The sequence below is a fragment of the Streptomyces sp. TSRI0281 genome, assembly GCF_001905125.1.
Taxonomy (GTDB): domain Bacteria; phylum Actinomycetota; class Actinomycetes; order Streptomycetales; family Streptomycetaceae; genus Streptomyces.
Genome location: NZ_LWLE01000003.1, coordinates 1 through 24,368 on the forward strand (window position 1 = coordinate 1; position 24,368 = coordinate 24,368).

Consider the following 24,368-nt stretch of genomic DNA (forward strand, 5'->3'; position numbering starts at 1 on the left):
CCAGTGGGTCAAAGTTCGACCGCCCAAACTGGGTCAGGATTCAGCCGCCGCCGACACACGCACCGGATCCGGTCCATGCCCGCTGCAGTCACCACTTACCTCGGCTTCGCCCGCTGATTCACTTCAACCTCGATGTTTCCGTTCCAGGCATTACGGAGATGGCGAGGAGGCTGACGGCATCGCCGATTCCGCAGATCGGCGGGCATCAAGGCGCGAGACGGCTTCTGCCTCGCGCGTGGCGAACTCTCGCCGCTTTGTGCGGGCGCGTTGAAGAGAGCGGATCGCCTCTGTTGTGGCCGCCACCATGGGCAGAAGAGTGATGAAGACGAGGCCAGCAGCGATGGCCAGCAGGCAGAACCTTGCTGTCGCCGGGTCCGCCCCGCTGATCTCACCTGGCCCGCCACTTTCGGCCAACCAGCTCAGCGCGTTGATCACACATATGACCATGGCGATCCCGAGTTGGGTCCATGCCAAGTAGAGAAGGACCGAAGGCAGCGCACGCCGGTCCTGCCGACCGACGGACATCCAGTTTCTGCGTGCTTGAGCGAGGCCGGCCTCATTGTCGACGACGGCGATGGCGCCGAGACACTCCGCAGCCAGACGATCCCGCTCGTCGCGTACCGCCCACACACGCTTCATCACCTGGTGAACTTCGACAGTTCCGATTGCCCAGACCACAGGTGCCACGGCTGCGACAGTTGTCGCGTAGGGCTCAGACATATCCATGTCATCATTCTGCGATCTGGCCAGGTGTGTCGCCCTTGGATTTCGGGATCCTCTGAAGCCGGCGTCTACGCGAATCACGATCTTCACCGCTTCTGCGGGCCATCCCCAATCCGCAGCCGCGGTCGGCTGAATTTCTGGGTTGCGGGACCGGCTCCCTTACTGGGGTTTTTGGGGAGGCAGCGCGGCCGGGCGAAAAGACTTCAGCGGGTGCCGTAAGCCTGGTGGTACGGCAGTTCCGCGTCGGTGGCCCTGAGGAAGTGCGGGGCTCGAACCCGCCCGCCGGCTGTGTGGCAGGCATCGCCGATTCGTGCCCCGCAGGCGCGGCAGTCCCAGTCCAGTGCTTCCTTGATGCCTTGCGCCTTGATCTCCTCCAGCACGGCGGTCCGTTCTGCCCACCACGCCCTTCGATCAGGTTCGTCGGCAGGGGAGTCCGCTTGCCGTTTCCGGAAGGCGGCCTGCCGCGTGGGATCCGCGAGCGGACCCGACAGTGGCTTTGTCAGCACGGCGTCTTCAGCGGACCGCTTGATCGCTTCGATCTCTACCTCGACGTCTTCCATCTCCAGGCGGATGTACTGCTCGAAGTCGGCAAGGGTGGCGTCGGGCTGTGACGCGGCAAATGCGGTGACCTGGACATGAATCATGCGAAGGATGTGCAGCGTCTGCTGGTCTTTATGGTTGGTGAACTCGCCCATGGAAGGTCCTTCTGGCTGAGATGGGAAGGGTCGGACTCAGTTGGCGAGCAGGGTGTTCTCCAGGCGCTGCACTGCGTCTTCGTGGGGCCGCATGTGTGGCTGCATCACCCACAGGTCATCGTGGAACGGGTTCGAAGCCCAGTGACTGCCATGTCTTCTGCACCACAGACGTCTCCCTCGCGAGCCTGGCCGTGTCGTCGCGTTCGTCGACTGGGATGTCGATGGGAAACGGGTGAGTGGCCACCAGCGCCGCCGAGTTCGTCGTCCAGCGGAGCAAGCGCCCGATGAGCAGCCGGCCCACGCCGCCGAGACCACGCCAAGCGGGGGCAAGCCTGGCTCGGTCAATCAGGACAACGTGGGTGCCACCGATCAGACACTCCTCGACCTCAGCGTGCAGTCCCATGTCGCCCGAGGAATCGAAAAGCCGGGCGAAGTGCTCGTAATCGGAGCTACGGGAGTCCAACGAGTCGTAGATGCGGTGGATCCGCCACAGGTCGAGGGTGAGGCCCGACATCTTGAAGATGGTCAGCTCCTCGCCGTCGTCGCGTGGAGAGCGTGACAGGGATACATCTGGCGAGAGGAGTCCTTCGCCCTCGGTGACCTCCTCGTCGTCCATGGGTTCCCACACGGGGAGCACGGCCTTGCAGCTCCATTCCAGCGTCGCGGGGTCGTCATCCGCGTCCGTAGCCACCAGTGACGCGCTGGAGCTGAAGCGCAGTTGGAGGCGGGGTAGGTGAGTCAGAAGGTCCACCCCGATGGGGGCTGCGGCTGTCATGTTGGCAAAGCTAGACCGGTGAGGGAGGGTGCTGGGTGCCCTTTCTGGGAATGCGCGGCAGAGCCGCTGAGCGGGGTGCCGTCACTGCATGACGCATCGCCTTCTTCGCTTCACGTTCCGATCGGCGTGACTCGAGAGTGTCCCAGATCACTAGGGGTGAGGCGGGGCCGCGAGGAGCGGAGCTTCTACACAGGGCGGACGGAGCGGGTCGGTGCAAGGCGTGCCCCAAGATGGGGCACGCGGAGGGCGCTCCACGCCTCAAGAGGCTTAGACAACAAACAAGGCCCTGGTCGCTGACCAGGGCCTTCATTCAAGTGCGGATGACGGGAATCGAACCCGTGCTATCAGCTGTGGGAATCTTGATCCGGAAGTCCTTGCTTGGCCCTCTGAATTGCTGCGATACCTCCCCGGGCGGCGACCCCAAAGGCCGCGGACGGATCCGTGATCGACGGTGGTTGACCGCCCTAGGTGGTGCGGCCCTTGAGTTCATGATGTGTCGCCGCACACACGCCTTCCAACTGTCCGCGTGACTGCATGGAGGCGCCCCTACAGGTTCGGGGGCAGGCGGGGTGAGTGATCTGCGCCGCCGGCTAGAGCACTGGGCAAAGAACAGGACAACGGGAAGACAAGGCTACGGCCAAGCCTAGGCTCGGCCGCCTCCACAGCAGATGCTATGGCGTATATCTGCCCAGTAACTGATCCGCAGGCTCGTGTTGGCGCCCCAGAACCCCCACAACCAGGCTCGCCTACGAGGTTCACTCTCCTACTGCGGACCTCCATAGATTCTGTTACTTCAAGAAATACCTAGTTTCCGAAAATTAGCCAAGCGGTGATCGCTAGGCCAGCCAGGATTAATGGAAGGTATACCGGCGCAACCGCCCATGAGCGGATGTCAGGTTTGTCGGGCCAGTAGTTAGATCTGGTTCCAGATGGCGAGGCGAGGGTGGGGTTCATGGAGAATGCTGGGATGGGGCGGCCGGATGCGACCTCATCATAGAGCTTGCGGAACGCACGCTCTTGCTTGAGATAGTTGGCATCAAGGACACCGAAAACGAGTACTGCTAGACAACCGATCATCCCAACTGGGATCGACTTGTTGGTAATTGCGTATCCGTAAGTGAGTGTCACAATTGGGAGTAGCCACGACTTGGAAGATGATGAGGCTTGGGACATTCGAGTAATCACCGATTGGATAAAAGACAGATGTTGTCGCCGATCCTCGGCTGATGCCACGCTATCCTCGTTCGGGAAGACTCTCTGAATAGTAATTAGGGTCTGATCTTGGGCCGAGTCGGCCTCGGCCGCGCCTACTGGCCAACTAAGGGTCATACGGTCGTTTTGCCAGCGAGGCAGCACATGGAAATGTACATGCGGCACGGTCTGGGTGGCGGATGCTCCAGTCGATTGGATCAGGTTCATCCCGTCAGGTGAAAGGGCGGAGCGGACCGCACGAGCCGTTTGGTGAACACCTTCGCCCAATTCGCGGCTTTCGACCGCTGTCAGATCCGTGAAGTCTGCTACGTGTCGGTTTGGGATCACCAAAGTGTGCCCGCGTGTAGCGGGATCCAAAGGGAAGAACGCGGTGATCTTGTCATTCTGGTAAATCACCCTGGCGCTGGTATTTTCGCCCGTGATGATTGCACAGAAGGGGCAAGAAGTAGGTTCTACCATGAGCGCTTAATTACCCCCTGGCTTGACCAGTGCTCCAGATTTCCGGTCAGTTTGCGGTAGGTGGCTTGGCTGTCGATTCGCCCACGCCAGTCCAGTGAGGTTGGGTCAAATATCGGAATCTGACCCACGTTGGCAGCTCTGGCGAAGGGGTCCGCACCCGCAGTGTCGACATCCCCAAAGGAGGAGAGTCCATGGATTCTGATTCCGAGCATGGGCTTTTTGTCGACCCACGCCTTCTCGATCTCGTAGATCACCCACGGCCGGCTCGCTGTATTCTTGCCGATCAATACGATCACGGCCTTCTTGTAGGCCATCTGATCGTGGATCCATTTTTTGATCGACAGGTCACCGCTCCTGCGCACTTCCTCCCATTTCTGGGGGTTTAGAACTGGTTGTCCCTCGAGGGCATTGATGTTGCGAACCAGCTGTACACGGTGGACATCCTGTCCGTAGTGAAAGCTGTAGAAGACTGACTTGGCCATGCCGTCTCCTCCTGTGGAGTGCCGAGGTGGTTGACAGAGACTTTAGCTGCCTGGTGGGGCACGCTTCAGCGAAACCGGTAGCAAACTGAGGATGCGTTGCTCCGACTGTCAGGTGCTCCAGAGTGACGGTGGCGCAAGCTAGTTCGGCGCGGGGCGAGCGGCCCATCGAGTGCGTCCCGGGGTGAACGGCAGTGAGTTGAACTGCGGCACGGCGGACGGTATCGAAGACACGGCTGACGCTCAGCAACTTGACGGATAGTCCCTGCCCGTATGTGGAACGCTTCCGTCCGCCGGGACATGGGTAGAGCCGTCCTGGACGGGCATCGATCAATTAGGCGGCATCTAGTGTCTAGAATCTTTATAAACTATCGCCGGGAAGGTGGTGCTTATGCTGCGGCCCTCCTTGATGAATTACTTTCAAGGCGCTTTGGGGGAAATCAAGTTTTCCGCGCAGCGAGATCCTTGCGCCCGGGTGTGGATTACTCGGATGAAATTCTTGCCGCTGCAATGAACTGTGCCGCCATGCTCGTGGTTGTTGATAAAGGGTGGGCGGAGTATTTCGAATCCGGGGATTGCGATCTTTCGGTAAATGATAGCTGGGTGGCCGAAGAGATCGAAGTGGCAATCAAGAATGCGCGAATAGTGATCCCCGTGCTGCTATCGGGCGCTAAATTTCCAGCCTCGGGTCGTCTTTCTGGGGGGATTTCGCGCGTGACAAGACTTCAGTATTTAAGGTTCGATTACAGGAATACTCGACAAGATGTCGAGTTCATGAGTGAATGGATTGTTTCCTTGTGTCCTCAAGTGCATCGCATTCGAGGTGATTATGGTCGGTAATTTTGATCGGCTAAAGGGTCAATGTGGTGGCTGAATCAGGAACGCCTTGCTCGGGTCGACGTCCGATGCGCAGGTGAGGATGGGCAGCTCGCGGTCGGGCGATCACGTCATCTCCATGATTGCCCGGCACATCATGTGGGCTGCATGGATCGACTGGCCGTCGGCCACGCTCGTGTAGAGGCGCGCGGCGTAGTTGATGGCATCGGTGTCGTCAATCTCATCGGCCATGGCGATCGCGAACGGGACCGTCTCGACAAGGCGCTTGCTCTGAGCCGCGGAGTGACAGGAGTTCAGTAGCACCAGCAACGGAGGCTCGTCGACCGCCTTGATGCCGCTGGAGAAAGCTCGGGCGGAGACGATCGCCCCGCTGTGAGGTTCGTCGAGGTCCTGCTCGAAAACGATCAGGTCCTTGTCACTGTGCCCAGAGAAGTGAACGACGTGGGGCCGGTGCTGGCCGCCCGCTCGCGGAGCTCCTGGGCCTCCGGGATGCCGTCGTACCGGCGCAGACGAACGCGCATGTCCTGGAGCGCTGCCTGCACCTTCACCGAGCGGATGCCGTCGGCGCAGTCCAGGAATTCGCTCCAGGTGGCCATGGCGCCGTCGATGTCGCCTTGTCGTAGGCGGACGCCGCCGAGGTCGGCGAGGACGATGGCGCGGGTGCGGCGGCGGTCGAGGCCGTGGATGTCCAGGGCGAGGTGGAGGTGTTCTTCGGCGGCGTCGAGGTCACCGAGGCGGGAGAGGATCATGCCGGATTCGTGGGCCCAGCGGCCGGGGGAGTAGTGGGCGGCCCAGGAGTCGCCGGCTGCGGCGGTCGGCTTGCCGATGGCGGTCTCGGACAGGGCGAGGTGCTTGGTGGCCATGCGACGGTCGTCGTCCTGGGCGGCGGCGTTGGCGAGGGTGGCCTCGTAGTAGGCGACTGCACGCGCGTTGTCGAGGTGGCGGCCGTACTCCACGCAGGCTTCGCCGAGCTGGACGGCTTCGGCGCGATAGCCGAGGTCGACGCACTGCACGGCGAGGCCGCGGAGAGCCGTCGCAGACAGCTCCGGATCACCGGCCTCCGCCGCCAGGCGGAAGGAGTGGGCGTAGTAGCGCTGGGCGAGGCCGCGCAGCTCTGGGGTGTCGCCCTCGTCCTGCGCCATCCAGCCGGCGAGGTGGACGAGCTGGGAGGTGGCGGCGAACAGGTCGCGGCCGGTGGCTTCGGTGAAGTGGCCCTCCAGCCAGGGGGCGACGTCTTGGGTGAGGTAGCGGACGGCCAGGTGGCGGGCGTGCCCGCCACCGAGTTCGGAGGCGGAGTCGCCGAGGGCCTTGACCATGTGGCGTACGGCGGCCACCTCGCCCTGGCCGACGCGGACGGCTCCAGGAAGGGCGGTCTTGGTTCGGCGGGTGATGCTGTCCATGTCGGGCAGGCCGAGTGCGGACAGCGCGTATCCGCTGGAGGCGAGGATGAACTCCCGGCGTTCCACGTCGCTCCTTCCCAGGTGCAGGACTGATGCAACGCTATCTGTGTGGGGTGCCGCAGGCGTGCGCTCCGAGAGGTTGATCGCCTCGGGATCCAGTGCCAGCACCTGCGCGATGTAGGGCCACCAGTGGCCGGGGGTTCGTTCGCCTTCTATCCACCGCCGGGCGTGCTGGCGCTGCAGGCGGCGCGGGTCACCGCATTCGGCGAGGCCGAGGGCACGCGCCAACTCCGAGGGGCCCCAGCCGCGTTCCTGGCAGGCCCGCTTGATCAGTTCCGCGACCGCCGGGTTCCTCGGCACCCCGTCACCCTCCCCACCTGGATTACGCGGGATTACATCCTGGGCCCTGTCCCGGGAGTACGGCCCGTCGTTCACTGAACATCACCCCGCAGATCTCCGAATGGCTCGAACAGGCCCTGTTCAGGGCCTGTTGGCGCCTGCCCGGACACGTTGAGAGGAACCGACGGTGGCGATGCCCACTGACAACGCACGGACCCGCACGATCCCGCTCTCGCGCCAGCCCAGTGCGGCACAAGGCTCCGTCGTCCGAGAGGCGGTCCGATGAGCCGTTCCTACGTACCCGACCCGCTGGAGACCGCCCTGAGCTGGGTGTGGGCCCTCGGCACGGCTGCCGGGCTCGTCATGGTCGGATTTCTGGCCCACGCCGAGCGCTCCTCCGCACAGGTCCCGTTGGCGCAGGCGACCCTCAGCGCCGAGGACGTTCTGTTGGCCGACGGCCCCGTATAGGCACTCTGGCCCGTCCTTGCCTCTCAACCCGGGTGTGAGGTCGGAGCCCCATCCAGTTCTCGCCGCAGGGCGTTCACGGCGCCTTGCAGGCGTACCCGCTCCGCATCACCAGCGAAGGGAAGCCGATGTCCAGTCCGTACAACAGCGACACGTATCCCCTCCCCGTGTCGGTCGCGTTCAGCGGCCCCGACAACACAGGGAAGACCAAGCAGATCGGAATCCTCGCCCGGCGCATGGGCCCGGCCGCGACCTCAGCAGGCCCGCTCGACCACTACGACCCCCGCTGGACCGCCATCAAGGCCGACGGCATGGCCCGCTGGTGGTTCGAGACCGGCCCGGTCGAGGAGGTCGCCGACGTCCTCGCCACCTCCTACCTGGAACGCTCCCAGCACCCCTTCTCCGCGCCGGTGCGCCTGCTGGACCGAGGCATCCCGATGCTGGAGGCGTCCGTCGCCGCGACGGTCGCTGTACGAGACGACCTGGACGCCGCGCAGGCCGCAGACCGAGCCCGACTCCTGCTTGCCCCGTACGAGACCGACCTGCGAGCCGCCGAGGAGAGCGAGCACACCCTCGTCCTCCTGCACTGCGACGACCCGGAGGAAGGTACCCGCCGGAGCCTGGCCCACGAGGTGACCGTCACCGACATCTACGCGGCGTACCAGCGTCACCTCCATGAGCAGATCAACCGCCTCGTCGACGAGGGACGCTTCCCGATGGCGATCCGCATCGGCGATCGGCCGACCGTCGCCGTCCAGGACGAGGTGCGCCGGCTTCTGGCACCCCTGCACCCGGACGTTCCCGGGAAGGCTCTGGCAGGAGTGCATGTCATCGCGCTGGGCGGCATGTCGGAGAGCGGCAAGAGCACGGCTGGCGAGTACCTGCGCACCCAGCACGGCCACGCGCGCCTCAAGATCGGGTACCTCATTGAGGGCGCGGCTGGCCGGGCAGGGATACACGATCCGTACCGGCTGGGATCGGTCGTGCAGGCCGAGTTGATCGTGGACTCACTGGACCGCTTCTGCCAGGCCCACCACTTCATCGACTCCGTCAGCATCGAGTCGCTGCACGACTTCGATTCGACCGCTGAACTCGCCCGGATGCTCGGGGCCCAGCTCACCATCGCCTATCTGGACTCCTCCGAGGCCACGCGCACCCGGCGGGGCACCGTCGGCACCCAGGACGTCGTCGACCGCGACCTCATCAAAAGCGCACGAGGCGCAGACAAGATCGTCTCCATCGCCCACGAGATCATCGGCAACGACGGACCGCGCCTGGAGCTGGAGCGGCGGCTGGACCGCATCGCGCTCAACCGCCGCTGGCCGGAGCACCAACCCTCCACCATGCCGGTCAACGCACTCGGACTCCCCGTGCACCTGGAGTCCTACCTGGCGGAATTCCTCGACCGGACCACCGGCCTGCGCCCGCTGATTGACCTGCTCGCCGTCACCGGCAGCGGAGCCCGGGGCAAGTACCAGCACGGCTGGAGCGACCTCGACGTCCTTGTCGTGGCCGACACGTCCTCCCTCGACGAGATGCGCCAGATCCTCGCGGATCTGGAGACCGAACTCGGCGGGGTCAAGCTGGGCATGACCGTACTGACCCGTGCCGAGTGCCGGGCCGGCGCCATCACCTCTCGACTCCTTCACGTCCTCGCTCTCATTGGCAGCGGGTTGCTGGTCCCCTTGTGGTCCACCCCCGGCCTGGCTCTTCCCGCTCCGGACGCGGCCACCGACGTCGCTGTAAGCCTGCGCGACGGCATCCAGGCCGCCATCGAGATCCGCCGCCAGTTCCTCAAAGGAAGCCCCGACCTCCGCGCCCTCTACAAGGTCACTGCGCTGCTTGCGAAGGTTCAGCTCCGTTTCAGTGGGATCGAGTGCCCCTCCGACAGCGACGCCCTCACCGTCCTCCTTGACGCCACGCGGCAGGACACGAGCCTGATCACCACCGCTCGCACCGAGCCGCTCGCTGCCGAAGCGCTCGCACTCCTCGTTCTCCAGGCTTGGCTGGACACCCTCCCCAGGGAGACGCGGTGAGCGCGAACGTCCGACGGCCCATGGCAGCAACGGGTGTCTTTTATAAGCCAGTGGCGAACCAGGAGCGGGCCGAAGTCGAGGCGAAGGGATGGGCACAGCTCTCCTCCCGCATCGCGGTTCCGGCCCTTCACGGGCAGATCGCGATACAGGACAGACAACTCCTTGCCTACGAGGACGTTTTCGCCAACGGCCGGTGCGAACTGTTGATGGGCGATGTGATCGCCCTCGCCGACCGCGATTCGGCCGTCCAGCCCCGTCTGGCCCGCCTCGTGGACGGGGTCTGCGCCGACCTGCGAGCAGCGGCTGAGGAAACCGGGAGGAGCGTGCCGCTGGTCGAGTGCGTCCCGGACCTCTACCTCGAACGCATTTGCCCCGGTAGCCGACTCGACCGCTGGTATCTGCGTCGCGACCTGTCACTTGCCCTGCCCCACACCGATACGACCCTCAGCCTCCGGGAGCTGGCTGGCTTCACCCTCACTGCCAACGGCATACCGCTGACGTTGAACGTCGCCGACACCATCGACAACGTCCGCCTTGCCCTGGCTCCCGATCGCCGCAGGCTCGCCGTCCTCACGCAGGGCGATCCCACGGAGCCCAACATCGCCGACCCGCTGTGCTGGCTCGACTTTGAGTTCGCCGGGCGCAACACCATCGCGGGCGAGGCCGCCAACCTGCTCTGGTACCTGATGGCCCTGGGCGGCTGGCTCGTTCCCCGCTACCAGCCCGATGTGTACGCCCGCACCCTCCACCTCGCCGTGCCGCCCCTGACCCGCCCGCGCATCGAGCACCTGGAACTGCACCGGCCCAGTCGGCACATCGATGTCCGATACTCCTGGAACACCGGCCCCGGCCGCGCTGCGGCCATCACCCGTGTCCTGGACGGCCTTCGCATGGAGAACGGCAGCGGCCTGGAGGAGATCCGTGCCTTTCTCGCCCTGCGCGTTCTCGGCGTCATCCCGCCCTCCCGGCTGACCGGGCACGACCTCCTGCTCGTCCTGATCAAACTCGCCGAGAGCCAGGACCCGCACACGACGCTCGACACTTTCTTCACCACCGCACCGGCCCCGTACCTCCACCCCGGCGAACGGAGCAGCAATGTCCCTGCCCCTGCTTGAGACTCCTCTCCAGACCCGGCCGCTCCAGGGCCGCACCGCCCTGGTCACCGGCGGGGCCACCGGCATCGGGGCCCAGATCGGACGGGCGCTCGCCACCGCCGGAGCAACCGTGGCGGTCAACCACCTCGGCCAGGACCCCGACGCCCACGCCCTCCTCGCCGACTTCGAGCGCGCGGGCAGCCCCGGGATCGCGGTGAACGCCGACCTGACTGATCCAGGCAGCGTCCAGACCATGGCCGGCCTCGTCCGCGCCGAGATCGGACCCGTCGACATCCTGGTGAACAACGCCGGTTCCTACCCCCGCGTTGCCTGGCATGACACCGACGAGACCGCTTGGAACTACTCCCTCGACGTGAACCTCACCGCTCACTACCGCACCTGCCACGTGCTCACCCCTGGCATGATCGAGCGCCGCTGGGGCCGGATCGTGAACATCGGCAGTGTCAACGCCCGCGCCGGCCGGACGAACCTCGTCGCGTACAGCACCGCGAAGGCCGGGCTGCTGGGACTTACCCGCTCTCTCGCCCGCGAACTGGGCCCGTACGGAATCTGCGTCAACACCGTCATGCCCGGGGCCATCCAGGTCGAGGCCGAGAACACCCTCCCCGCCCAGCACCGCGCGCGGCCGGAAGACCAAATCAAGCGCCAGTGTGTCCCGCGCCGTGGCCGGCCTGAGGATGTCGCGGCCCTGGTGGCGTTTCTCGTGGGCCCCTCCGCCTCGTTCATCACGGGGCAGTCCGTCCACGTCGACGGCGGCTGGCTGCTGCACTGAGACCACCAACAAGCAAGGAGACAAACCGAAATGATGGAACGAGTCCGCGCCGTCCTCGTCACCGCAGACGACACGATGCTGGTCATCCGCCGTACCCGGCCCGGCATCCCCGAATACTGGGTCCTGCCCGGCGGCGGCGTCGAACCCAGCGACGAGTCCCGGGAGGCGGCCCTCCACCGGGAGATCCACGAGGAGATCGCAGGGAAGGCCGCTATCATCCGCCTCCTCCACACGATGGAGTCCGACGACGAGCGTCAGCTCTTCTACCTCGCCCGCATCGCGACTTGGTCCTTCGACGACCGAACCGGTCCCGAGTTCAGCGCCGAAGGCCGCGGCGAGTACGCGCTAGAGGAGATTCCGTTGACCATGGAGGGGCTCGACGGTATCGAGCTCAAGCCCGAGGAGATCGCCCACGTCCTACGGGGAGCCATCAATGCGGGAAGCCTCGGAGTCGAGGCATCGCTCTGAACCTCTGAGTACGTCAGCACGCCATCAGGGCCGACTCTGAGATGAGTCGGCCCTGATGGCGTCCGTACGCGCTCCGGCTTAACGTCGCTTCGATGCCGCACGTCCTGGGCGTAGTAACGGGAGACGAGCCCCGCCCGCGTCTCCTCGGGCCGATCGGCGCTCCTACTGGACCAGCCGGAGCACCGGCTTCTGTTCCTGAACGTCCAGCAGGTTCTGCACCCTCTCGCTTGTCCACGCCAGCTCATGAGCCAGTCGGGAGATCGATAGGCCAGCTTCGCTGGCAGCCAGCTCGAAGGCCCGGCCAAGCAGTGAAGGCCGTTCACCAGGGAAGTTCGAGACGGATTCGGCGGTGAAGCCCGGCTGGCCGTCGAGAGCGCGTAGACGCTGGTACGTCCGGCTGGCAGTCGCGTCGGAGATCAGCCCCAGCTCGCGGCATCGGTAGACGAGCGAATGGAGGGAGACTCCCCAGACCCCCCTGAGCTCGGCCAGGCGTGCAAGATCCATTCGCCGCGGCAGGAACGGCAGGATGCTGTCCTGGGGGGTCAGGAACTCGGCGGCGAAGGCATCAGCCTGCTTCTCCTGACGGCTGTCACCGGTGGCATCGGCGTGAAGCACGAGGTGGCCGAGCTCATGGGCAGCTGTGAACCGGTGCCGGTAGATGTCGTCGGCCCGGGCGGCGGTTAGAACGACGAGTGGCCGTGCTGCGCGGGTGGAGAAGGCGTCCACGCTCGCGGCGGAGGGATCGCTGGCAGGCGGCATGACCACCACGATCCCGTGGGACTCCATCCGCCTCACCAGATGCGTGACAGGGCCGTAGCCGAGGCCCCAGCGCCTGCGGAGCTCACGAGCAGCGGAAGCGGGGTCGGTGGACAGCTCTTCGCCGGGATGGACCTCCCCACCGGCGAAGCCGGGCAGATCGACGAGGGGCAACTGGACTCGCTGTTCCAGCGCGTATGTGAGCTCCCAGACCTGCTCGGCGAACGCGAGCGCACGTTCCCGCTGGGACTTCGGTGTGCTGCGCAGGCTTCGGAAATGCGCCATGGAAGCGTCAAGCCGATTAGCCGGCCTCCCCAGCAAAAAGAACGTCACGGGAACCCCGAGGACCTCTGCGAGCCGGGGGATCAAGTCAGGTCGTGGCTTCGACACCCCTGTCTCGTACTGCCCCACGGCTGCAGGCGTCACCCCGAGCCCGGCCGCCACGTCCTTCTTCGTCATCTCCGCCAGACGACGAGCTTGCGTCACCCGGGTGGGATCGAAGAGGTCGTAGACGGCGCGGGGCGTGACGCCTCGTTCTTCCGTACCGGGAATGAGGTCTTGCTTAGTGGGTCGCATCGTCTTCGCTGCTCTGGTCCTCAATGGGTTCTGCCTCGGTCTGCACGGGTACGTGCAGGGCCTGGTCCGAGGCGGCACGAGAGGACAGCGTAAGGGTGGGTTCGAGTCCTTCGGCGAAGCCGGTGTGTGCCGTGACCTGGCCCGGAATGCTGATCGGGCGCAGCGTGTACGAGGTGACCTCCTGAGGCAGGTGGAGCGGCTCCGGATCGGTTGCCCACTCCAGCTGCCGGTTCATCCCGAGCGCCGCGATGCCCCAGTACGCCTCAAGGAGCTCGGAGGCGTTGCAGGCGAAGGGAACCAGAACCAGCTGGGTGCCCTCCGGGACTGTCGCCAGAGCGCCGCGCGGCTCGGCGATCGGGACGGCCGGCCCGAAGTCGAGGTCGAACGGAACCTGAGTGTGCTTCGGCGCCGGTGCGAACGTGAAGAGTTCCCGCACCAGCCGGGACTGGCTGGGGATGCGTGCGCTACGTACGTCCGACTTGGTGTTGGAGTACCGGAACGGGTAGATCAGCCCCTTGCCGATGAGCATCAGCTCGTACGAGAAGCCGAATGGCTTGACCGCGCGGGCGCCAGGAACCTGCTTCAGTTCGTCCTGAAGCCGCTCGTACTGGTTCTCGTACCGGCTGGTGCCGTAGACGCGGGTGGTGCGGGAGGCGGCTTGTTCCTGCGCGGCCTGTGCGTTGGCCTGCATGTTGCGAAGGCCCTGCCCGACGCGGCAGCGTGCATCTGCTGCTTGCTCGCCGAACACGTCGGTCGTCCACAGTGACGAAGGCATACTCATGCGGACGACTCCTCGGGTCGGACTACGCATCGAAGCATTCCAGTGCGGCTTTGACTTTAGTTGATGTCGGAGATTTTGCACAACTGCTTTGGTGCTCGGCGTTTCTGTTGCCCATTCGTCACTGGCGTGGCCCCGAGGAGGTCTTCGCGCGTGGAGGAGATGCTGGGCCATTGAGCATGGGTGCTGGAGTCTGTGCTCCCTGCCCGGGAGCTGCCTGTTCCCTAAAGGAACAAGGCATGCGTTCCCTGAGTGAACGCCTGCGCCGTCCCTCAGGGAACGGCGCAGGCGTGGCGGAACTTGCCTCTGCCGGCTGATGGCTGCGTTCCTCGGGCCCAGACCTCTCACAGGCGGCGAGCCAGAGTGGGCTTCTCGGGGTGAGGTTCAGCGCGTGCGGCGCTGCTGGCGGGTATTGGTCTGGCGGTAGGCGGCCGACGGGGATGCCGGGGCGCTGCTGGTGGTGCCAGCGGTCAGGTCGGTGAGGCGGTGGAGACGCCAGGTGAGGACTTCGCTGAGGCTGGTGGCGGTGTCGGTTTCCCGTCGGACGGTGGCTTGGGTGAGGAGAGCTGTGGGCTTGTGGCCGACGGCTTCAGCCCGCGCGAGGGTGGCGGCGAGAGACGGCCAGCCGGGCTCCGCGAGAATCTGTTCGGCCAGCTCGGGAAGAGCCCGGCGAAGTGTGTTTTCCTGTCGGCGACGCAGAGTCTCAGTCAGCCGTTCCCCGCGCTGCCGAAGCGTGGTCAGGGGCTTGGTGGCGGTGGCCCGGTAGGCGGTGCGGAGTTGCGGGATGGTCTGGCGGGCGGCTTCAGCCTGCTGGTGGTGTTCCCGGGTGCGATGCCAATGCTGGGCGGCGATGACCGCGAGCAGGAGGGCGTCGAGGACGATCGTGAGGAGGGCTCCGTCCTGTGGGGCGGGCTCGCGCAGGACCGCCTTCACCGCGCAGCGGGTGGCCTGGGCCTGCTGGTGCGGGGCGCGGATACGGGATCGGGCGGCGCGCTCGAAGACGGTGGCGGCTTGGACGAGCTGTGGCCGGAGGCCGACAGGGGCTACCAGAGGGAGTGCGTCGAGGGCCTCGGCGAGGACGGTGATGTGGGCCTGTCCTGCCTCGTCCTCGTCGCGGGCGAGGTGGTCAGGCGTTTGGTCGACGGCGACGGCGAACCGCCGCCAGGCCGTGGCGCCAGTCCGCTCCGTCAGTTTCGTCTCGGTGGCTGTCAGGCGTTCGGCGATCTTGGGATAGGAGAGGTCGGGGGCGAGGGTGGAGCCGGAAAACCACACCGGCTCGCCTTGGGCATTGGTGTCGCCGTTGAGGGCGACCTTGTAGCCGCGGACATCGCCGGACGGCAGGTACTGGACGTCGACGAGGGCACCGGTCCCCTCGACGATCTGGAAAAGCTCCGCTGCGGTCGTGGCCGCCGAGACTGCTGTGCGGACGATGGTGCGCAGGTGCTCGCGGGAGGTGCGGGCATTGCCCGTGCGGCGGGCCTTCTCCTGCTCGGCGCGGGTGGGGCGTTTGGCGGCGGTGCGGTCTCCACGCGGCACCTGGCGGAGCCCGTATTCCTTCTCGATGGCGACGAGTTCGTTGTCGGCGCGCAGGAAGTCGTTCCAGTTCCGTGATGGGCGTAGGTCGCCTCGGACCTTGGTGGCGACGATATGGATGTGGTCTTCGGCGTGGCGGACGGCGACCCACCGGCAGGCGTCGGGGTCGCCGGCCGGAGCGATGCCGGTGGCGTTGAGCACGCGGCGGGCGACGGTGGCCCACTCCTCGTCCGACAGGGCCCGGTCCTCGGGTGCGGCCCGGACCGAGCAGTGCCACACATGCTCCTTCGGCGCCTTGTCACCGGCCTGCTTCACGCGCAGGTCGAGGGCTGTGGTGAGTTGGGCGAGGGTGGCCTCCGGGGCGCGGCCGGGGTCGGGGGCGAAGCCGTCCCACGAGGCGACGAGGTGAGGGTCGGTGTGCTCGTTGGCACGACCGGGTCCGTAGAGGTAGTTCAGGACGCCGCGGGTCTTGTGACCGGGCTTGACGATGTTCGCGATCAATCAGACTGCCCGGTGCTGTGTGGCGGCCACGTCGGCGGCGGTGTCGATCGATGTGGCTGCCTGGCGGGCCAGGACCAGAATCCGCGCGGCCTCCGTCAGCACCGTCTTGCCCCCAGGGTGTGGATCGCCTCCTGCGTTGAGGCGGTGGGCGATCTGGTTTACGTTCGTACCGATCCGCGCGACCTGCGTACGCAGCGCGGCAAGCTCGTCGATCAAGTCGTCCACCGCGGTGCGCCCGTCGGGCAACGCGTAGCCGCCGTGGAGGTGGGCCATGACCAGGGCCCCGACGAAGTGAGCGCCGGCCAGCCCGAGCCGCTGTGCCTCGGCCTTGATCTCACTCTTCTCCTCAACGCTGTAGCGGACATCGACTCGCTCAGTGCGCTGGACGTCGTGGCGCGCACGACGGCAGGCGACCCGGTGGAGCGCAGCTTCTTCAGCGGCCCGCACCACACCGTCGTTCGTCCTGGGAGCGCCCTCGCTCCCAGGTGTCCCCGTCACCCCTGGGGCGGGCACTGCGTTGGACCGGCCCTTGGACGGTCCAACGCCATACCTTGCTCCGCCTGGTGCCTGGGGGCGATTCATCTGCCGTCTCGGTCCGCTGGGGGGTTCGTGCTGCGCGCCGTGCATGGGTCCCTTTCCGAGGTGGGAGTTGGGCGTCGTACGATGGCCGGTCTTCGGCCCTGGACGGTTGCGCTGGCCGGGACTCGGTCAGGGCCTTCGTGGGTGAGGGGCGACCGGGGAAGAGTGCTGCATGGACCACGTCATTGATCTCGATTTGGTCGCTGCCGAGATCGCCGCGCGTCTTGGCCGCCATCGGCATGAAGCGCGATGCCGGTCCGAGGGACCTGGGCACGGCTTGTTGCACACGCGGCGGGGACCGACTGCGTTGGCTGCTGGTCCCCGCTGGCTTTGTCCCGCCCTCGGAGCTCTGAGGCGTGAGCTCGGGGGCCGACCGTATGGCGTAGAGGGTCCGCACTGACCTGCGGTTTCCCTGCCTCTTCGGGGACCGGTCCCCGAAGAGGCAGGGAACAAGAAGAAGCTTGGTGGGGACCGGTCCCCACTGAGTCGGGGACCGGTCCCCGACTGCCCGTCAGGGGGACCGTCCCCAGGGGACCGAGCTGTGCGGGGACCGGTCCCCACTGTCCCCGCACCTCGCGGACCGGCCGAGGTGGCGAGGGCGCTACACCGTCGGGACCGGTTCATCGAGGGCTGCCAGCAGAGCTGCCAGGTGCACCTCCGACCGGGTCATTTTGGGGCTCGCTGACCCGCCACTGGGGCTGGCGGCTGAGTGGGGCGCTACTGGGGCGGGGCTCCGCTCGCGAGTGATCCACGCTCGCCAGTCGGAACCCCACGCGGCACCCGAGCGTGGAGATGCGCCGGCCCGGAAGGCCCGCCACTTGTCGTCCGCCACTCGTACGCCCTCCTCGCCAAGGCGGGTGAGGTGCCCCTCGCTCCGCAGCCAGGAGTCGCTGCCCGCGTCGATCTGCCATTGAGAGGCGGGGATGGGTGCACTGCTGCTGTACCTACTGGTTCCTATTGGTTCACTTCTGTTCTGGGGGTCGGATTCTATTCTCCCGAGGTATCGGAATTCGGCACCCTCCGGGGTTGGATTCTGTACCCCGGGGCCGGATTCCGGCCCGTCCGAATTGCTGCTGGAGGTATCGGATTCCGGTACCTCGGGGGTTGGAATCAGGCCCTCCTGATGGGTCGGATTTCGAACGCCCTCGGTAATGAAACGGGCGGCTTCGGGGAGGCGGTAATACGTTTCCCCGCGAGGCCCTTTGCGTGCGTCGAGGCGGACTATCTCGCCGCTGGCGACCAGTTTGTCCAGCGCGTCTCGGACGGCGCTGCGCGACGCGTTCGCGCAGCGCATCAGGGCCGGGACGGAGGCGTAAGCCGTGCAGGTGCGGTCGATGCAGCGATCGGCGATCAAGGTGAGGACCATGCGGGCAGTGCCTTTGCTGAGGCTGTGGTCCCATACCCAGACGCGGGCATCGTGGCTCATGGTTCGGCGGCTCCTCGAAGCAGGGGGTGGTGGCGGTGGCCGCGAATCGCCGCGACGGCGGTGCTGCCGTCGGACGGAGCTGGCGCACCGAAGACCGATCCGGGCGGCCTTCATTTCAGCGACTGGACCAAGAAGGAAGCCACATCACCTCGCGTAAGTCCAGGGTTACTTCGCACAAAGCGAGCAGCTGACGGCGAACGTCGGCTGAACGCGGTCCAAAAACGATAGACCCGAATCGGCCGTTCACCAAGAAGTTCATGCCGATGGCGCCCGTGACCGAGTCGCCTTTGGCTTCAGATCGGCAAAATTTGGGCCGGATCCCCAACTCCGATACTGCCGAAATCTGCTGGGAGTCGAGGCAACATAGACGCACATCGCCGGTTAACCAAACCGGCGATGCAGAGGTATCACTTGCGGGATGCCGAAATAGTCCCAGCGGGGGCGGCGCGATAGCTCGCAGCGGTTGCGATGCCCGTACGTCTGCCTCAGTGGGCGTGCCCCTCGCATGGGCGCATCGGTTGTTGACCCGCCGCCTCGTAGAAGGAACACCCTTGCCCCGACCCTCAGTGATCACCACCCCATGGCCCGCCGACACGTGGGAGGAGGCGGCCTCGAATGGCTGACCGCCTTCTCGGTGTGGCCGAGGCAGCCGAACGTCTCGGTGTCGGTGAGTGATTCATCCGTCGCCTCGTTTCCGAGCGCCGTATCCGATACGTCAAGGTCGGCAAGCACGTCCGCATCTCCCACACCGCGCTGGACGCTTACATAGAGGCGCGCACGGTCGAGCCGGTCCGTACTCGCCGCTCCGGATTCAGGGCTGCGGCCTGATGGGCCGTCCGCGCCAGAAGGCTCCGCGCCGCACATTCGGCGCGATACGACAACTGCCCTCGGGGCGCTATCAGGCCCGCTACCCCAGTACGGCCGATGCCACCCTGCGGCCCGCGCCGGAAACCTTCGAGACCAGGCGCGATGCAGAGGCGTTCCTCGTCCAGGTCCAAGCGGACCAGATGCGGGACGACTGGGTCGACCCGACCGCCGGCGAGGTCTTGTTCGCCGACTACACCACGCGCTGGATCGCTGAACGCGGCCTCGCCCCGACCACTGCTGAGTTGTACCGCCGGTTGTTCCGGCTCCACCTGGAGCCGACGTTCGGCGAGATGAACGTCAACATGATCAGCCCCGCTCGGGTCAGAGCCTGGCGGGCGGAGCGGATGTCCGCCACCGGTGCCACCACGGTGGCCAAGTCGTACCGGCTCCTCAAGGCCGTGATGGAGACCGCAGTCGAGGACGACATGCTGCGCAAGAACCCCTGCCGTATCCGTGGGGCAGGTCGCGAGGACGCCGACGAGCGGCCGGTGGCGACGGTCGAGCAGGTCTTCGCCGCGGCGGAGGTGATCGGTCTGCGCTGGCGCCTCATGGTTCTGCTCGGTGCCTTCGCCTCGATGCGGCCCGAGGAACTCGCCGAGCTCCGGCGGCGGGACGTGGACCTCGACGCCGGCACGCTCTGGGTTCGCCGTGCCGCACCGGAGCTCAACACAGGTCACCGCGTGGTCGGCGCTCCCAAGTCCAGGGCGGGCCGACGAGAGATCGTGCTGCCGTCATTCCTCCACGAGGACGTCCGTCGGCACCTGGAGTGGTTCGCCCAGCCGGGTCCGGACGGGCTCGTCTTCGTCGGCGAGAGGGGGGGGCGGTACTGCGCGGCACCACGTTCGGCCGCAAGTGGCGCAGGGCCCGGGACAAGGTGGGGCTGCCCGAAGGCTTCCGCTTCTACGACCTACGGCACACGGGCAACACGCTGGCGGCCGACACCGGTGCCAAGCTCAAGGACCTCATGGTCCGAGCCGGCCAGTCATCCGAGCGCGCGCAACTGATCTATCAGCACTCCACCAAGGAGCATCAGCGCAGGCTCGCCGCCAACATCGATCTCGACGTGCGCCGCCAACAGTCGGCTGCAGCCTCGGGGCGTGGTGGGGCGACCATTCACCCGCTGGTGGCACGTCCGCCCGGACCCTCCGCCCCACGGGCTGCGCGGCGTTGATCGCGCAGGAGCAGACAGTCCGCACTGTGCGTGTGACGCAGGCCACTTGGGAGGGATCTCGCGATGCGGGACCCGGTAGTGGAGCGTTCGCCCTCAGGGGTGACGAATCCACTATTGATGCAGATGGGAAGGGTCGTTATGGCACGCGAATGGCACGAGCCCTAAGAATGGTCTAGGCAACAAACAAGGCCCTGGTCTCCGACCAGGGCCTTCATCATGGAGCGGGTGACGAGAATCGAACTCGCGCTCTGAGCTTGGGAAGCTCATGTTCTACCATTAAACTACACCCGCGAAGCTCGCCGATCATCGGCGGTGCATCGTCGCACACTGTACCCCATGGCAGGCCCCCGGCGTATTCGTCGCGGGGTCCGGTCGTCGTTCCGGGGGGCGGGAGGGGTGGATGCGGTTGTGAGGGGCGGGAGTTGGGGGCGTAGCGTGGGTTGTCGGAGTGCCGCGTGGAGCGGCGTCCTGTTCATCCCCTAATGTGGCGTTCTCGTCCAAGGCTTGGTTGGGGAAGGGACTTGATGGAGTCGATGGAGCGCACCGTCGTCCGCTGTGCCGAAGGGCACGTTTTTGCTACCTCGTCGTTCCCGATGCAGCAGCTCGGGGCCGGCCGGATCGGTCCGGGGCGGCTTATTCGGTGTCCGCGTTGTGCCCGGTTGCGGCATGCGGTGCCCGTGGTGTTCGAGGAGCGGTAGGTACGGGGCCGAGGGGCGGCGTCCGCAGGTTCGCGGGGGGCGTCGAGGGGTCCGGGCAGTGGTGGAGGCAGGCGCGCGGGAGCGGTCCGGTTGGGGCGGGCTCGCGCGTTCTGCGTATCCTCGGGACGTGCTTCTCTCAGATAAGGACATCCGGGCCGAGATCGACGCCGGGCGGGTCCGCATTGATCCGTTCGACCCGTCGATGGTGCAGCCATCGAGCATCGACGTGCGGCTGGACCGCTACTTCCGGGTGTTCGAGAACCACCGCTATCCGCATATCGACCCAGCCGTCGAGCAGGTCGACCTGACCCGCACGGTCGAGCCGGAAGGGGATGAGGCGTTCATCCTGCACCCCGGTGAATTCGTGCTCGCCTCGACGTACGAGGTCATCTCGCTGCCCGACTATCTCGCGTCGCGGCTGGAGGGGAAGAGTTCGCTGGGGCGCCTCGGGCTCGTGACGCATTCGACGGCCGGGTTCATCGATCCGGGGTTCTCGGGGCATGTGACCCTGGAGCTGTCGAATCTCGCGACGCTGCCCATCAAGCTGTGGCCGGGAATGAAGATCGGGCAGCTGTGCATGTTCCGGTTGAGCTCGCCCTCCGAATTCCCGTACGGCTCCGAGCGGTACGGATCGCGTTACCAGGGTCAGCGCGGGCCGACCGCCTCCCGGTCGTACATGAACTTCCATCGGACTCAGGTGTGAGGGCGGATCGATGAGCGGGGCACGCGAGAACCTGACGTACGAGGGCTTCGGGCTCGCTGTGCGGGAGCTGGCCCAGGCGGTGGCCGACGACGGGTACGAGCCCGATGTGGTGCTCAGCATCGCCCGGGGCGGGGTGTTCGTCGCGGGCGGGCTCGCGTACGCGCTGGACTGCAAGAACATCCACCTCGTGAACGTGGAGTTCTACACCGGGATCGGCACCACGCTGGAAATGCCCGTCATGCTGGCGCCCGTTCCGAATGCCATCGATTTCTCGGACAAGAAGGTCCTGATCGCCGACGACGTCGCCGATACGGGCAAGACCCTGAAGCTGGTCCGGGACTTCTGTATCGACCATGTCGCGGAGGTACGCAGCGCGGTCATCTACGAGAAGTCGCACTCACTCGTGAAATGCGAGTACGTGTGGAAGAAGACCGATCAGTGGATCAACTTCCCGTGGAGTGTGGAGAAGCCCGTCGTACGCCGTGAGGGGCAGGTCCTCGACGCCTGAGAAGGCGTGAGTACGGCGAAGGGCCCCTGGAGCAACCACATGGTGCTCCAGGGGCCCTTCGTCCGTCAGATCGTGCCCAGCTTGATGATCGACAGCAGGGCGATCAGCTGGATCGCCGAGGCGCCCAGCGCCTTCGGCCACGGCAGGTCGTGCGACTTGCTCACCATCGACGTGAACAGCGCTCCGGCCGCCAGCCAGGTGACCCAGCCGATCACCTGGACCAGGGAGTTCTCGCCGCCCAGGAAGAGCGCGAAGAGCAGGCGCGGGGCGTCCGTGATCGACATGATCAGCATCGAGAGGCCCACGGTCGGCTGCCAGGAGCCGGTGCCGCCGAGCTGGCGGGCCAGGGTGTGGGTGACCGCGCCGAGGACCAGGCCGCCGATGACGAAGCCGATGCCCGTGATGACGACGTACGGGACGGCCGTGGAGATCGTCGCGTTGATCGCCTCGTCGCGCGCCTGGTCGAAGCCGAAGAGCGCGAGCAGCCCGTACAGGAACGTGACGATGAGCGCCGGGCCCCAGACGGGGTAGTCGCGCATCTGCCAGAACGTCGGGCCCGGGCGCAGCACCATGCCGGTGAGCAGGTCCTTCCAGGGCAGGCGTGGGCCTGCGGGCTGGGCGGGGGCCTGGCCGGCGCGGTAGGTCTCGCCGCCGCCGTACGGGTCCTCGTCGACTCTGAACGCCTGGGTGTGACCCGGGCTGTTGGCGTACGGGTCGTGGTGCGGGGGTTCCTGGTACGGGTCGCCGAAGTACTCGGGCTCCCCGTGTCCGTGGGCGCCGTTGCCGCCCTGCTGTCCGTTGCCGCCGTGTCCGCCGCCGTGCCCGTTGCCGTAGCCGCCGTTGTACGGGGCGCCCTGGGGCGCGCCGTACGGCGGTGCGCCGTTGCCTCCTGCCGGGGGCCACGACTGCCCGCCGTACGGCGGCTGTGGTGCTTGGCCTCCGTACGGCTGCTGCTGCGGGTGCTGCTGCGGTTGTCGCGGGGTGCGGTTGTCCCGGCCGCGTCCGATCCTGAATCCAGCCACGGAATCGAACGTACCTGGTCCGTGCGGGTGTCGTGAGAGGGCCGGGGGAACCGGCGCCCCATTGCTGCCGAGCTGTGACATCCCCTAGGGGGACCCTGGGGGGGTTGGGCGGGGGGTGGCCGGGGGGTGACCGAGGGACGGGCGACGCGGTGGCGGGACCGGTGGCAGAGCCTCTCAAGGGCGGAAGCAGAACCTCTCAAGGGCGGAAGCAGAACCTCTCAAGCGCGGAAGCAGAGCCGCTCAGGGGAGGAAGCAGAGCCGCTCAGGGGAGGAACAGGGCCGTGCTGAACGTGATCAGGGGGCGGCCGGGTGTCCTCGCAGGGAAGAGCGCGATCAGGTCCTGCCGCTCGCCCCGGTGGGTACGGACCACGGTGTCCGCCTTCTTGTCGCCGTCGAAGTCGGCCCGCGCCAGGAGCGTGGTCCCGGTCCCGGTCCCGGCGGCGGTGGTGCGGAGAGGGGCCTTCGGGACCTCCGCGGCCTTGAAGCGATACGTGCCGCCCGGCCGGGTCGGGCCCTGCGGGGTGCCGAGCAGCAGGGTGGCCTTCGCGGCCGCGCCGGCGGTGTGCGGGCGGGTGGCGTGGACCAGGTCGTCGTAGCCGTCGCCGTTCGTGTCGGCCTTCGGTTCGGGGGCGTAGAGGTACGGGCCGCCGCCCGGGAGCGACTCGGCGGCGCGCGGGGCTCCGGCGCGGGTGAAGGGGCCGCGCAGGAAACTGACCCTGCCCCCGCCGGCCGTGACGGCGAGGTCGGTGCGCCCGTCGCCGTCGAAGTCGCCGCAGACCGGCTGCTGGGGCCAGTCGTTGCCGAAGCGGGCCTTCTGCGGGATGCGCAGGGTGACCGCCTTGCCGGTCAGGCCGGACGGGGAGCCGAAGAGGATCTGGAGGGGTACGGGCGGGGCGCCGATGCCGTTGTACGGGGGGTCGGTGGAGACGATCAGGTCCGTGAAGCCGTCCCGGTCGAGGTCGCAGGCCGTCTCGGCGTCGAACGCCGCGGGGAGCGTGTCCCCGGACTTGGCCGCGTTGGCGTGGGCGCTCAGCAGTTGGCGGGCGGCCGGGTCCAGGCCGCGGGCCTCGGAGCCGTACACGACGCCGATGCCCGCGTCGTCCCCGTGGCTGTCCTCGGGCGCCTTCACCAGGTCGTCGATGACCAGGTCCCGCAGGCCGTCCCCGTTGAAGTCGTCCGGGGTGCGGCTGCCCTCGCCGCGCGGGACCGAGGCGCCGGGCGGGGTGTCGCCGTTCTTGCCGGGGGCGGCGGACGGGGAGTGGGCGGCGGAGGGACTTCCGCAGGCGGTGAGCACCACGAGCAGCGTGGCGCAGCCCGCCGCGAGCGCGGCCGCGGTCCTGGCGCCCACCGTTGCCGTCGGCTGCGTGATGCGTCTGCGCACGGGGTCCTCATCCGTCGAAATCCGTGGTCGGTCGTGGTCGGCCGTGGTCGGTCGGTCGCCCGCGTGACCGGACGTCTCCGGTCCGCCGCCCGTG

21 protein-coding genes, 1 tRNA gene and 2 pseudogenes are annotated in these 24,368 nt (G+C 66.8%); 10 read left to right on the plus strand and 14 right to left on the minus strand.

All coding sequences use genetic code 11. The features are described 5' to 3' along the window. Positions 1 to 150: 150 nt before the first annotated feature. The 5 genes from A6A29_RS08375 to A6A29_RS08395 form a co-directional block, all read right to left on the minus strand. On the minus strand, positions 151 to 726 hold the full coding sequence (locus A6A29_RS08375; protein WP_073719372.1) for a hypothetical protein: 576 nt from the start codon (positions 724 to 726) through the stop codon (positions 151 to 153). A gap of 200 nt (positions 727 to 926) precedes the next feature. Beyond that, positions 927 to 1,418 (minus strand): zinc finger domain-containing protein, encoded by a 492-nt coding sequence (locus tag A6A29_RS08380; protein ID WP_073719373.1) that lies wholly within the window; start codon positions 1,416 to 1,418, stop codon positions 927 to 929. Between the two features lie 115 nt (positions 1,419 to 1,533). Continuing rightward, positions 1,534 to 2,193, minus strand: coding sequence for a hypothetical protein (locus A6A29_RS08385; protein ID WP_143196960.1), 660 nt, complete (start codon positions 2,191 to 2,193; stop codon positions 1,534 to 1,536). An 804-nt stretch (positions 2,194 to 2,997) separates the two neighbouring features. After that, positions 2,998 to 3,864: an HIT family protein gene (locus A6A29_RS08390; protein ID WP_073719375.1), complete on the minus strand. Its 867-nt coding sequence runs from the start codon at positions 3,862 to 3,864 to the stop codon at positions 2,998 to 3,000. After that, positions 3,858 to 4,346 carry a TIR domain-containing protein gene (locus A6A29_RS08395; RefSeq protein WP_073719376.1) on the minus strand — a complete coding sequence of 163 codons (489 nt, stop codon included), beginning with the start codon at positions 4,344 to 4,346 and terminating at the stop codon, positions 3,858 to 3,860. The genes A6A29_RS08390 and A6A29_RS08395 overlap by 7 nt, the downstream gene beginning before the upstream one ends. Before the next feature lie 345 nt (positions 4,347 to 4,691). Here A6A29_RS08395 and A6A29_RS08400 point away from each other — a divergent pair, with 345 nt between their 5' ends. Beyond that, positions 4,692 to 5,183, plus strand: coding sequence for a toll/interleukin-1 receptor domain-containing protein (locus tag A6A29_RS08400; protein WP_073719377.1), 492 nt, complete (start codon positions 4,692 to 4,694; stop codon positions 5,181 to 5,183). A gap of 102 nt (positions 5,184 to 5,285) precedes the next feature. Here the strand turns inward: A6A29_RS08400 and A6A29_RS08405 are convergent, their stop codons facing one another. Together A6A29_RS08405 and A6A29_RS08410 are read right to left on the minus strand one after the other, a co-directional pair. Continuing rightward, positions 5,286 to 5,489: a hypothetical protein gene (locus A6A29_RS08405; protein WP_073719378.1), complete on the minus strand. Its 204-nt coding sequence runs from the start codon at positions 5,487 to 5,489 to the stop codon at positions 5,286 to 5,288. 95 nt (positions 5,490 to 5,584) lie between these two features. Further along, positions 5,585 to 6,940 carry a tetratricopeptide repeat protein gene (locus A6A29_RS08410; protein ID WP_241838387.1) on the minus strand — a complete coding sequence of 452 codons (1,356 nt, stop codon included), beginning with the start codon at positions 6,938 to 6,940 and terminating at the stop codon, positions 5,585 to 5,587. Positions 6,941 to 7,201: 261 nt separating this feature from the next. On the opposite strand from A6A29_RS08410, the gene A6A29_RS08415 reads away from it, so the two are divergent. From A6A29_RS08415 to A6A29_RS08435, 5 genes are all read left to right on the plus strand, one after another. Further along, positions 7,202 to 7,387, plus strand: a complete 186-nt coding sequence (locus A6A29_RS08415; protein WP_073719379.1) for a hypothetical protein — start codon at positions 7,202 to 7,204, stop codon at positions 7,385 to 7,387. Positions 7,388 to 7,512: 125 nt separating this feature from the next. Next, positions 7,513 to 9,420, plus strand: a complete 1,908-nt coding sequence (locus tag A6A29_RS08420; RefSeq protein ID WP_073719380.1) for a nucleotidyltransferase domain-containing protein — start codon at positions 7,513 to 7,515, stop codon at positions 9,418 to 9,420. After that, positions 9,417 to 10,535: a hypothetical protein gene (locus A6A29_RS08425; RefSeq protein ID WP_158074375.1), complete on the plus strand. Its 1,119-nt coding sequence runs from the start codon at positions 9,417 to 9,419 to the stop codon at positions 10,533 to 10,535. Before A6A29_RS08420 ends, A6A29_RS08425 begins: the two co-directional genes overlap by 4 nt. Continuing rightward, the gene (locus A6A29_RS08430) at positions 10,516 to 11,307 is read left to right on the plus strand and encodes an SDR family NAD(P)-dependent oxidoreductase (protein ID WP_073719382.1); all 792 of its coding nucleotides are present in this window, start codon (positions 10,516 to 10,518) and stop codon (positions 11,305 to 11,307) included. Before A6A29_RS08425 ends, A6A29_RS08430 begins: the two co-directional genes overlap by 20 nt. Positions 11,308 to 11,337: 30 nt before the next feature. After that, positions 11,338 to 11,775 carry an NUDIX hydrolase gene (locus A6A29_RS08435; RefSeq protein WP_073719383.1) on the plus strand — a complete coding sequence of 146 codons (438 nt, stop codon included), beginning with the start codon at positions 11,338 to 11,340 and terminating at the stop codon, positions 11,773 to 11,775. A gap of 162 nt (positions 11,776 to 11,937) precedes the next feature. On the opposite strand, the gene A6A29_RS08440 is transcribed toward A6A29_RS08435, so the two are convergent. The 4 genes from A6A29_RS08440 to mobC all read right to left on the minus strand — a co-directional run bounded on the left by A6A29_RS08440 (position 11,938) and on the right by mobC (position 16,417). Continuing rightward, positions 11,938 to 13,107, minus strand: a complete 1,170-nt coding sequence (locus A6A29_RS08440; protein WP_073719384.1) for a helix-turn-helix domain-containing protein — start codon at positions 13,105 to 13,107, stop codon at positions 11,938 to 11,940. Further along, positions 13,094 to 13,888 carry a hypothetical protein gene (locus A6A29_RS08445; RefSeq protein ID WP_073719385.1) on the minus strand — a complete coding sequence of 265 codons (795 nt, stop codon included), beginning with the start codon at positions 13,886 to 13,888 and terminating at the stop codon, positions 13,094 to 13,096. Before A6A29_RS08445 ends, A6A29_RS08440 begins: the two co-directional genes overlap by 14 nt. A gap of 381 nt (positions 13,889 to 14,269) precedes the next feature. Continuing rightward, the gene (locus A6A29_RS08450; RefSeq protein ID WP_073719386.1) at positions 14,270 to 15,919 is read right to left on the minus strand and encodes a relaxase/mobilization nuclease domain-containing protein; all 1,650 of its coding nucleotides are present in this window, start codon (positions 15,917 to 15,919) and stop codon (positions 14,270 to 14,272) included. Continuing rightward, a complete protein-coding gene (gene mobC / locus A6A29_RS08455) occupies positions 15,920 to 16,417 on the minus strand; it encodes a plasmid mobilization relaxosome protein MobC (protein ID WP_241838388.1) in 498 nt (165 codons plus the stop codon). Positions 16,418 to 18,539: 2,122 nt separating this feature from the next. Here mobC and A6A29_RS08465 point away from each other — a divergent pair. Beyond that, a pseudogene (locus A6A29_RS08465) lies at positions 18,540 to 18,752 on the plus strand (excisionase family DNA-binding protein). Beyond that, a pseudogene (locus A6A29_RS08470) lies at positions 18,752 to 19,962 on the plus strand (tyrosine-type recombinase/integrase). Before A6A29_RS08465 ends, A6A29_RS08470 begins: the two co-directional pseudogenes overlap by 1 nt. Positions 19,963 to 20,179: 217 nt before the next feature. On the opposite strand, the gene A6A29_RS08475 reads toward A6A29_RS08470, so the two are convergent. Continuing rightward, positions 20,180 to 20,253: transfer RNA gene (locus A6A29_RS08475), tRNA-Gly, on the minus strand. A gap of 534 nt (positions 20,254 to 20,787) precedes the next feature. Between A6A29_RS08475 and dcd the strand changes: the two genes are divergently transcribed. Together dcd and A6A29_RS08485 are read left to right on the plus strand one after the other, a co-directional pair. After that, the gene (gene dcd / locus A6A29_RS08480; protein ID WP_073719389.1) at positions 20,788 to 21,363 is read left to right on the plus strand and encodes a dCTP deaminase; all 576 of its coding nucleotides are present in this window, start codon (positions 20,788 to 20,790) and stop codon (positions 21,361 to 21,363) included. A gap of 10 nt (positions 21,364 to 21,373) precedes the next feature. Then, positions 21,374 to 21,871, plus strand: coding sequence for a phosphoribosyltransferase (locus A6A29_RS08485; protein WP_073719390.1), 498 nt, complete (start codon positions 21,374 to 21,376; stop codon positions 21,869 to 21,871). Positions 21,872 to 21,936: 65 nt separating this feature from the next. On the opposite strand, the gene A6A29_RS08490 is transcribed toward A6A29_RS08485, so the two are convergent. Together A6A29_RS08490 and A6A29_RS08495 are read right to left on the minus strand one after the other, a co-directional pair. Next, positions 21,937 to 22,893, minus strand: coding sequence for a Yip1 family protein (locus A6A29_RS08490; RefSeq protein WP_073719391.1), 957 nt, complete (start codon positions 22,891 to 22,893; stop codon positions 21,937 to 21,939). Between the two features lie 262 nt (positions 22,894 to 23,155). After that, the gene (locus tag A6A29_RS08495) at positions 23,156 to 24,274 is read right to left on the minus strand and encodes an FG-GAP repeat domain-containing protein (RefSeq protein WP_073719392.1); all 1,119 of its coding nucleotides are present in this window, start codon (positions 24,272 to 24,274) and stop codon (positions 23,156 to 23,158) included. Positions 24,275 to 24,368 lie beyond the last annotated feature (94 nt).